This window comes from Campylobacter sp. IFREMER_LSEM_CL1890 (assembly GCF_025772045.1).
Classification (GTDB): domain Bacteria; phylum Campylobacterota; class Campylobacteria; order Campylobacterales; family Campylobacteraceae; genus Campylobacter_D; species Campylobacter_D lari_D.
Genome location: NZ_JAKMRK010000006.1, coordinates 14,669 through 26,266, shown reverse-complemented (window position 1 = coordinate 26,266; position 11,598 = coordinate 14,669). Strand labels below are relative to the sequence as shown.

The 11,598-nt window shown below is 28.4% G+C and carries 12 protein-coding genes and 2 pseudogenes; 2 read left to right on the top strand and 12 right to left on the bottom strand.

Annotated features, from left to right (window positions below; genetic code table 11):
- Window positions 1-20: 20 nt before the first annotated feature.
- From L8W57_RS07940 to gap, 10 genes and pseudogenes are all read right to left on the bottom strand, one after another.
- A complete protein-coding gene (locus tag L8W57_RS07940; protein WP_393921402.1) occupies window positions 21-545 on the bottom strand; it encodes a methyl-accepting chemotaxis protein in 525 nt (174 codons plus the stop codon).
- Between the two features lie 801 nt (window positions 546-1,346).
- Window positions 1,347-1,802, bottom strand: a pseudogene (locus L8W57_RS07935) (PDC sensor domain-containing protein); the annotation flags it as partial.
- Between the two features lie 346 nt (window positions 1,803-2,148).
- On the bottom strand, window positions 2,149-2,553 hold the full coding sequence (locus tag L8W57_RS04150; protein WP_263662062.1) for a hypothetical protein: 405 nt from the start codon (window positions 2,551-2,553) through the stop codon (window positions 2,149-2,151).
- The gene (locus L8W57_RS04145) at window positions 2,546-3,256 is read right to left on the bottom strand and encodes an EI24 domain-containing protein (protein ID WP_133319362.1); all 711 of its coding nucleotides are present in this window, start codon (window positions 3,254-3,256) and stop codon (window positions 2,546-2,548) included. Before L8W57_RS04145 ends, L8W57_RS04150 begins: the two co-directional genes overlap by 8 nt.
- Window positions 3,253-3,945, bottom strand: a complete 693-nt coding sequence (locus L8W57_RS04140; RefSeq protein WP_133319361.1) for a dUTP diphosphatase — start codon at window positions 3,943-3,945, stop codon at window positions 3,253-3,255. Before L8W57_RS04140 ends, L8W57_RS04145 begins: the two co-directional genes overlap by 4 nt.
- A gap of 12 nt (window positions 3,946-3,957) precedes the next feature.
- Window positions 3,958-4,506 carry an ATP-binding protein gene (locus L8W57_RS04135; RefSeq protein ID WP_263662061.1) on the bottom strand — a complete coding sequence of 183 codons (549 nt, stop codon included), beginning with the start codon at window positions 4,504-4,506 and terminating at the stop codon, window positions 3,958-3,960.
- A 125-nt stretch (window positions 4,507-4,631) separates the two neighbouring features.
- Window positions 4,632-6,266 carry a hydrogenase small subunit gene (locus tag L8W57_RS04130; protein ID WP_263662060.1) on the bottom strand — a complete coding sequence of 545 codons (1,635 nt, stop codon included), beginning with the start codon at window positions 6,264-6,266 and terminating at the stop codon, window positions 4,632-4,634.
- A gap of 3 nt (window positions 6,267-6,269) precedes the next feature.
- Window positions 6,270-6,950, bottom strand: coding sequence for a triose-phosphate isomerase (locus L8W57_RS04125; protein ID WP_263662059.1), 681 nt, complete (start codon window positions 6,948-6,950; stop codon window positions 6,270-6,272).
- Window positions 6,947-8,149 (bottom strand): phosphoglycerate kinase, encoded by a 1,203-nt coding sequence (locus L8W57_RS04120; protein ID WP_263662057.1) that lies wholly within the window; start codon window positions 8,147-8,149, stop codon window positions 6,947-6,949. Before L8W57_RS04120 ends, L8W57_RS04125 begins: the two co-directional genes overlap by 4 nt.
- A 1-nt stretch (window position 8,150) precedes the next feature.
- Window positions 8,151-9,146 (bottom strand): type I glyceraldehyde-3-phosphate dehydrogenase, encoded by a 996-nt coding sequence (gene gap / locus L8W57_RS04115; RefSeq protein WP_133319356.1) that lies wholly within the window; start codon window positions 9,144-9,146, stop codon window positions 8,151-8,153.
- A gap of 59 nt (window positions 9,147-9,205) precedes the next feature.
- Between gap and nadD the strand changes: the two genes are divergently transcribed.
- Together nadD and rsfS are read left to right on the top strand one after the other, a co-directional pair.
- Window positions 9,206-9,751 (top strand): nicotinate (nicotinamide) nucleotide adenylyltransferase, encoded by a 546-nt coding sequence (gene nadD / locus L8W57_RS04110; protein WP_133319355.1) that lies wholly within the window; start codon window positions 9,206-9,208, stop codon window positions 9,749-9,751.
- Between the two features lie 13 nt (window positions 9,752-9,764).
- Complete coding sequence (gene rsfS, locus L8W57_RS04105) at window positions 9,765-10,094, top strand: ribosome silencing factor (RefSeq protein WP_133319354.1); 330 nt, start codon at window positions 9,765-9,767, stop codon at window positions 10,092-10,094.
- Between the two features lie 511 nt (window positions 10,095-10,605).
- Here the strand turns inward: rsfS and L8W57_RS04100 are convergent.
- Together L8W57_RS04100 and L8W57_RS04095 are read right to left on the bottom strand one after the other, a co-directional pair.
- A pseudogene (locus L8W57_RS04100) lies at window positions 10,606-10,979 on the bottom strand (DUF1090 family protein).
- Window positions 10,980-11,215: 236 nt separating this feature from the next.
- On the bottom strand, window positions 11,216-11,590 hold the full coding sequence (locus tag L8W57_RS04095; RefSeq protein ID WP_133319353.1) for an HIT family protein: 375 nt from the start codon (window positions 11,588-11,590) through the stop codon (window positions 11,216-11,218).
- Between the last annotated feature and the right edge of the window lie 8 nt (window positions 11,591-11,598).

Sequence of the window (11,598 nt, the reverse complement as noted above, 5' to 3'; positions counted from 1 at the left end):
AGATGCCAAAAAGGCATCTTTTAAAATTTTCTTTTTTTTGTTTCACTTAATATATCTTGTGCTAAAGAATCTACTTCATTTGCAATAGCATTTGTATGTATTGCTGTTTGAGAATTTTGTTGTGTAAGTTTTTCTATAGTAGCCACTGACTCATTAATTTGGCTAATATCATTAGCTTCTTCCTTTATAGCTTCACCCATATCATTTATAGACTGGGCTAAGATATTAGTATTAGCTTCAATCTCACCTAAAGACTTTTGAGTTCTTTCTGCTAAGTTTCTAACTTCATCAGCAACAACAGCAAAGCCACGACCATGTTCTCCTGCACGAGCTGCTTCAATAGCTGCATTTAATGCAAGTAGATTAATTTGATCAGCAATATCTGAAATCATAGTGGTAACACTTTTAATATCATTACTTTGTTTAACTACATCTTGTGCTTTGATAGAAATTTCACTCATAGTTGAATTCATTTGCTCTAAAGCTCTTGCACTTTCTTGTAATGATGAGGTTTGATGTGTGGCATCATTTGTAAGTTCATGCATACTTTGTTTGAGTGCTTCGGCTTTTTGATTTAATAACTCACCTTGGTTTAGTGATTTTGAAAGCATGTTTTTGATTTCATTCCCAAGGGCATTGATTGCTTTTTCAACATCGCCTTTTGGGGTATTAATAGCTGCAGTAAAATCTAATTGTTTATAACTATCAAATACCGCTTGAATTTCGTTTAAATTATTACCAATTTTTTGTTGTAAAGTATCAAGCATTTTATTTAAAACATCTATGAGTTCTTGAATTTGTGGATTGTTAGCATGAGAGCTAATGTGTAAATTAAGCTCACCTGTTTCTATTTTTCTAGCAACATTTACAGATTCTTCAATAGCTTTTGCATCTTTACTTAAAGCCTCTTTGATAATATTAATATTTTCATTAATCTCATCAGCCATTTTCCCAAATTCATCTTGAGTTTTTAGTTTAATAGGGTGTGAATGAATGTCTTTATGATTTAAATAGTTAAAGAAATTATGCAAGCCTGAAGATATAATAGCAATTGGCTTAAGATTATAAGAAATGATTATTCTAATAAAAATCAAAGTAATAAAAATAGCAATTAAGGAAATAATAATTTGTTCCATCAGTGTTTGTTTAGCTGTATCGCTGTAAAAATCATAATCAGCTATAGAGCAAATAGTATATTTTGGATTGATACTACCATTACAAATTAAAGCTTTGATCCCTTCTTCTTTAGTTTGAATTTTGAAAATATCCCTAGAAAGACTTTTGTTTGCACCTTCAGTTGTTTTAAAATAATTTGAAATAATATCTTTACTAATATTAGTTGAGGTTAAGATTTTGGAAGAATCGGTATGAAAAAGATAAGTTCCATCATCAGCTAAAACAGCAGCATGTGAATAAGGTGTTTTACCTATAGCCAAAACTTCTTCTGAGAATTTTTTCAAATCATAATCAGCAGCAACTACACCTATAACTTTTCCATTGTCTATAATAGGACTAGCATAAGAAATGGTTGGTTTTTGCATACTAGATGATATGTAAGGATCTGTGACAATTAATTCTCTTTTTTCCTTGGCTTCTTTATACCATCCTCTAGATCTAGGATCATAACCACTTTCTGGAGTTTGATTATTGCCATTTGATCTAAATATAGTTCCATCTTCAAAACCCACATAGGTTAAATCAAAACCCAAAGAATTTCCTATAGAATTTAATAAACTAGTATATTGTATTGAATTTAGATTATTTTTATTTTCTTTGATGTATTTTGTTAAAGAATTGATCATATTGCGCCTATCGCTTGCGTATAAATCAAATCTTTTACTCACATCAAAAGCAACCTTTTGTTGAAACTGAACTAACAGTGTATGGCTATTGGATTTAGATTTAACATAATTAAAAAAACCTAAAACACATAGCAAAACTACAACAAAAATACAAACTAAGAAAGCTATTTTGTTGGAAAAATTACCTAGTAGGTATTTCTTAATAGAAGAGAGCATTTTTTCTCCTTGACAAAGTCAATATTTGACTTTATGATTATGATGGTTTGTATAATTTTATTAAAAAAATATTTAAAAAATTATAAAAAAATTAATTTTTATTAAAAAATATTATATTTTTAGGATATTTTTAAATAAAAAATTCTAATTTTTTAGAAAGTAGAATTTTATTATCGGTATATTTTGCCCATTGTATATTTAGAGTAAAAATACAAGCTTTTGCAAGTTTTGCAAAGGGAAATTTTTCATAATATATTTTTTCTTGTTCTGCGGTAGCTTTTCTAAAAATAGCTTTAATTTGCACTCCTTTAATAAGATTGATAATATTTGTATCTAGTGCTATATTAACTCCTACTTTTGGATTTTTATAAGAAAGCCGAATGTGTCTAGTATGTTCTTCGCTAGCAAAAATCAATGCAAGATTTTTATCATCAAAAGTATAATAGCAACTTGCGCAATATATTTCATCATTATCTTGCACGCTCAAGGTTAAGAGTTTTTGAGAATGAATGAATTTTTTAATTCTCTCATCCATTATTTTTAGCTTCTAAATTTAAGATCTTTTGGTAACTTAAATGAGTTAAAAAAATTACATAAAATACTTGTAAAAATAGTCCAAGTAAAGGAATGCTTGATAAAATAAAAAATATTAAAGTGCTTATTTTAAAGTTCAAAGGTGAAGAGTTCTTATAAAAATTATTAAAAGAATTTTTATCCAAGACATTGCTTAATACATCTAAGAGTAAAAGTTTATGAAATAAATAATAAAAAACTCCATAATAAATCACAATACTTATAAAAGGTATGATTAGTAAAAAAGTAGCGATTATAAATAATACGCAAAAAGTCAATATAAATTTAAATGTTTTGAGTAAAACTTCTAAAGAATTTACTTCTTTTTGTATGAAATAGTTGTAGTATTTTTGATTTATTTTTTTTACTATATAAGGCGTTAAAAAAGAAATAATTAGCATGGATAAAAATACTGAGGCAAAAACTACTATGAAAAATCCACCTATGGCACTCAAAAATGTAAGTGAAAATTGTACTATGGAAAAGCTAAAAAACCAAGCCATGAAAGTTCCGCTAATGACATCTTCAATATAAGAAAAAAAGATATCATAGGTGTAGAATACAAGCAAGGCTAAAATAATTAAACTAACAAAAAAAGGCAAAAAAGAAAATTTTAAAAAAGGTTTACTAAAAAAATTTTGCAAGCTTAGATATAAAATATTCATTTTAATTCATCGTAATAATTTTGAAGTTTTTTGTAAATTTCTTTATAATCTAAGGTTTCTTTTAAAATTTGATTTAAAACTTCATTATCTTCTACACCATTCCATGTTTTTTTATATGTGCCTTCTTTATAGCCATTTTCTTGTCTGAATTGATTTAAAATATTTTTTCCAATATATGTTTTGTAAAGTTTAAAGAAATTTAAGCCACATTTTCTAGCTAGAATAAAATAGACACTTAAAAGCTCACCTAAATCATAATCAAATCCACTGCATTTATGGATAATAAGCTCAATATCATTTAAAATTCCATAAATATCTGCTTCATTTGGATTAGAAGTTTCTTTGCAAAAATCATCAAAAAAACTTACAGAAGAAACTTCTTCTGCTATGAAATTTTTATCATTAATTTGTTTTTCTTTGTATTCTTCTAAAATTAAACTCAAGATAAAATGCCATATATCTACTATTTCAATACATACATTATCCCAGTTTGCAGGAGTGTGTATACTTTTCCAATGCTTCCAAGCAAAAGAATCAATAAGTTCAGCACACTCCATATAAATGCATCTTCTAAAGCTAATTAATTTACCTTCTTTGGTATAGCCATTTTCCCATCCTATACCATTAGTATCATCATTTAATTTTTGCTGGAGTTCTAGCATGCTTTTTAAAATATCTTTTACTTGCATTTATTTTCCTTCTTAAGCGTAAAATCCAAATTCTTTATTATTTTCTTCTTCTTTTTTCTTTTCTTGATTGTTATATTGCTTCCAAATTTCTTCTAATAATTTAGCACTATCTTGGAAAATCTGTTTTTTAATATCTTCAAGATCAGTTTTTGTCATTTCTTTATTTAAACTTTTATCCATAATATTAAATAACTCATGCAAGGTTGTTTTTTTATGCTCTTCATTTTTTGGTATAGGCAGAGCATCGCCAATTTTCATCGCAGTGGTGATAAGCTCTTTTGGCTTTAAGGTTCCTACTCTTGAGTTTTTCATAAATTCATCAATTTGAGGCTGTACTTTGGCTACTGCTTCTTTAATTTCTTCAATTTCTTCTTGTGAAAGTTTTGTGCCACTATATGAAAACGAAAAACCAAATTGATTTCTTAAACTCAAAGATGCTGAATTTCCATCTTTATCTAATTTTGCTTCTTTTTTATCGTACATAGAAAAAGAAAGATGATTGCCATTTTTTGTTTTTATATCCATAGAAAAATTTTGAGAGTTGTAGCTAGAAATTTGCATAATGTTCCTTTCAAATCAAGATAAAGTTATATCGTCAAAATAACTAAATCTTAAATAAATTTGCAAAGTTTTTAAGCTTTGCAAATTTCAAATACTAGGGAGATAAATATTTTATCATTAAGTCTTTAAACACTCGTTAAATCCCAAAATAATTTTAGTATTTTTTCATTATTTGAGTGTATTAAAATTTGTTTTTTGTTATGTATATTTTTACATGCTTTTAAAGCCTGTTTTAAATTTTCTTTTAAAGAAAAAATCAATCCAAAAGCAATAGCTTCTTTATCTAAACCACCTAAAATATAAATCAAAGGCATACGCATTGATTTAGAAATATCAAGCTTTGCTTGTTTATTAATGGTAGTTTTAAAATCAAATTTGCTAGGATGTTTGAACTTATAAGCTAAAGCAAGATCTAAAAACTCATCTAAATGGCTTAATTTTTTTCCGCTAATAAAAGGATATATAAAATAAAATAAATCTAAGATATTATTGCTAATTTTGCTTTCATTATTATAATTTTCTTGTATAAAATTATAATATGTTTTAAATTGCTCTTGATAGTTTTGTACTAAAGTCATAGCCATTTTAGTTTTTGCAAAATTATTTAAAAAAACTTTAGGATTAGTTTCAAAACTAAAGTCTAAAAAATTAATCTTTGTGTCATTTTGATAAAAAATTCCACTAATATCGCTTTCTAAATCTAACAAAATATTATCTGAATTAAGCTCATTGTTAGAGCTATTATGGACTATTTTATTATCCAATATAATAGAAAAATTATTATAAGCAAATTCATTGCTCATAGGTTTTTCATAAAAACCAAAATCATCCCAAAAATTCTCTTCACTACAGGCAATACAGCCATGTCCTGCAGCTACTGGCCAAGAGGTTTTGGAGTTAAATTTAACCTTAGGGCAATTATTATAAGCATAAGGTCCTTTACAACCTACTTTAAAAAGACAATAACCTTGTTTTATATTTTCATCGTTAAAACTTTGAGCAAAATTGCCTGCTTCAAATTTAGCTTTTCTTTCACATAAATCATGCAAACATTTACCATAAAAAACCAAAGGTCTATTTTGTTCATCTAAAGCCATGTCTTGCTCAAATAATATATAAAAGCAAAGCGCTGCGATGATATTTACATCACTTGGAGGACAACCTGGTATATTGATTACTTTTTTTTCCAAGACTTTAGAAATTCCTATGCTTTTGGTAGGGTTTGGATGTGCAGCTTGAATTCCTCCATAGCTTGAGCAAGTTCCCATAGCAAAGATTGTTTTAGCATTTTTGGCACATTTTTGTAAAATTTCATATCCATTTTCACCATGTGCTCCTATAGTTAGATAAAAAGGATCTATAGCACAAACCCCGCCTTCAACGGCCAAAAGAAAATCTTTTTTTTCTAAAACTTCCTCTAAATGCGATTCTGCTTGGTGTCCGCTTGCACTCATAAAGGTTTCATGATATTCTAAAGAAATGAAATCAAAAATCAGATCTAAAAAGTCAGGCAATGAAGTTCTAAGCAAACTCTCACTACACCCTGTGCATTCACTTAAATGAAGCCATATGAGACTAGGTGGGGTGTGAAGTTGAAAATATCTATGTGCTAAAGGGCTAAAATCATTTGGCAAACCTAAAATTTTAATGATAGAATTTACGGCTTCTAATGAGATATTTTTCTCTTCTTTATGCGAGTTTTCTAATAGAGCAATTTTACGCTCTAATATGCTTTTTAATTCTTCATTGCTTAAAGACATTTTTTAACCTTTGGCTATTTGTATCATATTTAAAAAATCATTTGCATTTAATGCGGCTGAACCTATTAATACTCCATCACAATTTTTTAAAGCACAAATTTCTTTAATATTGTTTTGATTAACACTTCCACCATATAAAAGCTTAGCGTTAGTAAATTCTCTTAAAAAATTAAGTATGGTATTAATATCATCAAGATTAGCACTAACTCCTGTGCCTATAGAATAAATAGGCTCATATGCTATGATAAGTTTTTTATAAGATAAATCAATATTTTCAATTTGTTTTTTTAAAAAATCTAAGCTTTTATTAGTATTTTTGGTTTCTAAACTTTCGCCTATACAATAAATGATATTAAAATCAAGATTTTTTGCAAAATCAAATTTAGCTTTTAAGAAGCTTTCATTTTCATTTAAAGCTCTTCTTTCAGAATGACCTATTAAAACACTTTTGATATTAAATTCTTCTAAGTGAATTTTACCAATTTCTCCGGTATAGGCTCCATTTTCGCAAGGGTAGAAATTCTGCGCGCTTTGCTGAAATGAAAAATTGTCTTTTAAAAAAGCTATGCTAGGTGGGAAGATGAAAATTTCATCTTCTTTGTTTAAATTTTGATTTAATTCTTGAGCATAAAGTTCAAAGCTTGATCTTGTATGATTACACTTTAAATTTGCTGCAAAAATCATTCATTATCCTTTATAGTCAAAGGTTTTACACCAGGAAGTTCTTTTCCTTCTATAAGTTCTAATGATGCTCCACCGCCAGTTGAAATGAAAGTCATCTCATCAGCATCACCGGCTCTTGCTACAACATCAGCAGTATCGCCACCACCTATTACAGTTGTTGCGTGAGATTCACTAATATAATGGCTCATTTTAATGCTACCTTTTGAGAATTTATCGATTTCAAAAACCCCCATAGGCCCATTCCACCATATAGTTTGAGCATCAGAAAGTGCCTCTTTAAATAATCTTACGCTAGCAGGACCTATATCAAGTCCCATCCAACCTGCAGGAATTTCTTGCACAGGGGTGTATTTCATTACTGCTTCTTGGGAGCAAGTTTGTGCTGCTGTAACATCCACAGGAAGGTAAATTTTTACACCTAGATTTTTACCTTTGAGTAAGATTTTATTTGCTTCTTCAATTAAATCTTCTTCTAAAAGAGAATTTCCTATATCATAACCTTGAGCTTTTAAGAAAGTAAAGGCCATACCTCCACCTATGATTAATTTATCTACTTTTGGAAGTAAGTTAGTCAAAGCTTGTAATTTTCCACTTACTTTAGAACCACCTACTACGGCTACAAAAGGACGCGCAGGGTGTTTGATAAGATTGCTTGCAAACTCAATTTCTTTTTGGAGTAAAAATCCCGCACCCTTGTTTGTATTATCAAAGTATTTTGTAATAGCTTCAACGCTAGCATGGGCTCTATGACAAACCCCAAAAGCATCATTAATATAAACATCAGCCATAGAAGCAAGTTCTTTGGCTAAATTTTCATCATTCTTAGTTTCACCCTTTTCAAAGCGTAAATTTTCTAAAAGTAAGATTCCACTTGATTTTAATTCGCTAGCTTTTTTCTTTGCATCTTCACCTATAACATCTTTAGCCATGATGACTTCTTTAGCCATTAAGCGTGCAAGTCTTTTTGCAACTGGTTCTAAAGAGTATTTTGAAGCTATTTCTTTTGGACGCCCTAAATGTGAAGCTAAAATAACTGCACAGCCATTATCTAAACAATACCTTATAGTAGGGATGGCCGAGCGAATACGACGATCGTCGGTGATATTTAAAAACTCATCTTGAGGAACATTAAAATCACATCTTATAAATACTTTTTTCTTTGCAAGATCAATATCTTTAATCGATAAAATACTACTCATCTTAAGCCTTTGCTATAAATACTGCCATATCTACTAAACGAGAAGAATAACCCCATTCATTATCATACCAAGCAACCACTTTAACAAAATCATCACAAATAACTTGAGTTAAATCACTTGCTACAATTGCACCATAAGAGCAAGTTATAAAATCACTTGAAACTCTTTCTTCATCATCAACTAATAATATGCCTTTTAAATTACTAGCAGCTGCTTTTCTAAAGGCTTCATTAATTTCTTCTTTACTTACTTTTTTCTTTAAAGTTGCAGTTAAATCTACAGTTGATACATCAGCTACAGGCACACGCATGCTTTGACCATGTAATTTTCCATCAAGTTCAGGCATAACAAGCTTCATAGCTTTTGCTGCACCGGTAGAAGTAGGGATGATATTTTGTGCAGCAGCGCGTGATCTTCTTTTATCTCTTGCTTTTGCATCGATAATACTTTGACCATTGGTGTAAGCATGTATAGTAGTCATTAAACCTTTTTCTATGCCAAAATTATCTTGTAAAACTCTACAAATTGGTCCTAGACAGTTAGTGGTACAACTTGCATTTGAGATGATATTTTCGCCTTTGTATTCATGTGCATTTACTCCTAAAACATAGGTTGGAGTTTTATCTTTTGCAGGTGCACTCATGATGACTTTTTGCACTCCATGATCTAAAAATCCTTGACATTTTTCCATAGTTAAGTGTGCACCGGTACATTCTAAAACAATTTGTGCGCCATATTTTGCAAAGTCTAAATCTGCCACATTTCTACTTTTTAAAACTTTTATTTTTTTATTATCAATTATTAAATCATCATTTTCATTTTCAACACTACCATCATATGTCCCATGAACGGTGTCGTATTTAAAAAGATATTTTGTGAGTTCAATATCAGTAGTATCATTAATCGCTACAAGTTCTATATCATCGCGTTTCATGATAATTCTTGCAACACATCTTCCAATGCGTCCAAAGCCATTTATTGCAACTTTTACAGCCATTTTCATTTCCTTTTTATGATTAAGTAGATAAAATTCTACTAAAAAAAGGTTAAATTTTAATGAAAATCGCACTTTTTGGCGGTAGTTTTGATCCGCCTCATTTAGGTCATAATGCTATAGTCTTAAATGCATTAGAAAATTTAGAGCTTGATAAGCTCATTATTATGCCTACTTTTATTAGTCTTTTTAAACAAGAATTTACTGCAGATGAACAAAGACGCTTAAAATGGTGCAAGGAAATTTGGGGAAGCTTAATAAAAGTTGAAATTTGTGATTTTGAAATAAAAAAGCAAAGACCTGTGCCTAGTATAGAAAGTGTTGAATTTTTATATAAGCAATATGAAAGTTCAAAATTTTATCTTATTTTAGGAGCTGATCATTTGCAAAGTCTTGAAAAATGGCATGAATTTGAAAGATTGCAAAATTTGGTAGAATTTGTTATAGCTAAAAGAGATGATATTTTTATACCAAAACATTTTAAAACTTTAGATACTAAAGTAAATATCTCTTCATCTTTTATAAGACAAACTTTACAAACAACGCAAGTTTGTGAGCAAATCAAAGAAGAAGTTAAGCTTTATTATTCTAAATTTAAAAATATTTAACAAAAGGAAAACAATGCAAGAAAGAATTAATAATATAGTGCAGATTTTAGATGATAAAAAAGCAGATTTAATAGAAAGCTTTGATATGCAAGATAAGGATTATTTTGTTAAATTTGTAGTGATTGCTACTACTATGGGGGAAAGACACGCGCTTTCTTTGATTGATGATTTAAAAACTAATCTTAAAAGCAAAGGTGAGGAGTTTTTAAATATAGAAAGTAGTGAAGAATGGACTGTGCTTGATTTAGGAGATATTTTGATTCACTTAATGAGTGAAACTTATAGAACAAAATATAATATAGAAGAATTTTTGAAAAGTTTAAATAAAGAAAATCAAAACTAGGATTAATATTTGGATAATCTAATCACTGAATTATCAGATTTAGCTAAAGAATATTTTGAAAATTCAGAATTTGAAAAATGCGATGAAGTCTTAAGCGAGCGTATTGTTTTTGGAAGCTTATCATAATAGAGCATTTTGTAGATTTAATTGTTTGAAATTTCAAGAAGTACTTTTGGCTTTCAATAAAACCATGTACTAGATAATACATATTATTTAGTATATTTTAACAGAGCTAGGTTTATATACTTTTAGATAAGCAAACAAAAGCCTTAAAAAAATTGTAAACTTATATTGATCTAGCTCTTGTTTAAGAAGCGACTTTGAGAATTTGGAAGATTATCAAAAAGGCTATAGAATTTTTTAATAAAATGATTGAGTAAACAAGTTTTAGAATATACCAAAGAATTATCAAAGCTTGATGGAGAAAATGAGTTTGCATTAAAAAATCAAAATATTTTAATGCAAAAATTAAAACAGTAAAATAAAAAGTGGTGGCAAATTTGGAATTAAATTAGAGTTTGTTGATGTATTCTTCAATCTCTTTTTTGATTTTGTCTTTTTTGTCTTTTAAAGCTTGTTTTTTATTTTTATACTCTGTTTTACTCATATAATCTTTTTGTTTTTTTAATTCTTTTAACTCTTGTTCGATTTTTTCTATCTCTTGCTCTTTAAGTTTTTTGCCCTCTAATTTTTTATCATAAAAAAGAGGATCTTTTGCGCAATCTGCCTGGACTTCTTTTAAGGCTAATTCTAAACTTAAAGCTTTTTCTTGATGATTGTAATTTTAGCATAAGCTATTTCTTTTTGAATTTGCTTTATTTTAACCTCACATTGCGTGGAAAATGCAAATGAGCAAAGTGTAAGTAAAAATAACAATTGCTTCATAATTTAAACCTTTCTTTTTTGAAATTTTAGTTTATTATATTAAATAATTTATTTGCTGTTTTTAATAAAAACATGAGTTTTAAAAAAAAGTTATTTGACCTTTTATAAAAACAAAGATGAATTATTATCAAGCTTATAGTTTGATTTTCTCATATTTTAAACTTATATGATTTTTGTACTAAAATAATCCTAAGTAGATGATGTGATAGGACTTGATAACTAGAATTAATAAATTTTTAAACATGAATATTATTTATTTTTTTAAGTAATATTGATGTAAATCCTTCAAAATCAGGTAAATTTAAATCCTTAATTTCTCTTTGCTGTTTTCCCCACATACTTTCAGGAAAAAACCCATCTTCTTTAAAACGTGCCATAACATGAAAATGCACTCTTGGTACATAGTTTGCAAAGGAAGCTATGTTGATTTTTTCTGGGTTGTAGTATTCTCTAAGGCTTAACTCACAAGCTAAAACATACTGAAAAAGCATATTTTGCAAAAAGGTTGGACAATCACTTAATTCTTTGTAGTTTTCTTTAGTAAAAATTTTCACCCAAGGAATTTGAGAATCTTCTTTTTCTATAAATAAAAAATCATTTTCATAAATCATTTAAATCC

What these genes read in the sequence shown, in the direction of transcription:
- nadD (WP_133319355.1), top strand. Translation starts at nt 9,206, where the DNA reads ATGAAAATCGCACTTTTTGGCGGTAGTTTTGATCCGCCTCATTTAGGT.
- L8W57_RS07940 (WP_393921402.1), bottom strand. Translation starts at nt 545, where the DNA reads ATGCATGAACTTACAAATGATGCCACACATCAAACCTCATCATTACAA.
- rsfS (WP_133319354.1), top strand. Translation starts at nt 9,765, where the DNA reads ATGCAAGAAAGAATTAATAATATAGTGCAGATTTTAGATGATAAAAAA.
- L8W57_RS04120 (WP_263662057.1), bottom strand. Translation starts at nt 8,149, where the DNA reads ATGAGTAGTATTTTATCGATTAAAGATATTGATCTTGCAAAGAAAAAA.
- L8W57_RS04095 (WP_133319353.1), bottom strand. Translation starts at nt 11,590, where the DNA reads ATGATTTATGAAAATGATTTTTTATTTATAGAAAAAGAAGATTCTCAA.
- gap (WP_133319356.1), bottom strand. Translation starts at nt 9,146, where the DNA reads ATGGCTGTAAAAGTTGCAATAAATGGCTTTGGACGCATTGGAAGATGT.
- L8W57_RS04140 (WP_133319361.1), bottom strand. Translation starts at nt 3,945, where the DNA reads ATGCAAGTAAAAGATATTTTAAAAAGCATGCTAGAACTCCAGCAAAAA.
- L8W57_RS04150 (WP_263662062.1), bottom strand. Translation starts at nt 2,553, where the DNA reads ATGGATGAGAGAATTAAAAAATTCATTCATTCTCAAAAACTCTTAACC.
- L8W57_RS04125 (WP_263662059.1), bottom strand. Translation starts at nt 6,950, where the DNA reads ATGATTTTTGCAGCAAATTTAAAGTGTAATCATACAAGATCAAGCTTT.
- L8W57_RS04135 (WP_263662061.1), bottom strand. Translation starts at nt 4,506, where the DNA reads ATGCAAATTTCTAGCTACAACTCTCAAAATTTTTCTATGGATATAAAA.
- L8W57_RS04145 (WP_133319362.1), bottom strand. Translation starts at nt 3,256, where the DNA reads ATGAATATTTTATATCTAAGCTTGCAAAATTTTTTTAGTAAACCTTTT.
- L8W57_RS04130 (WP_263662060.1), bottom strand. Translation starts at nt 6,266, where the DNA reads ATGTCTTTAAGCAATGAAGAATTAAAAAGCATATTAGAGCGTAAAATT.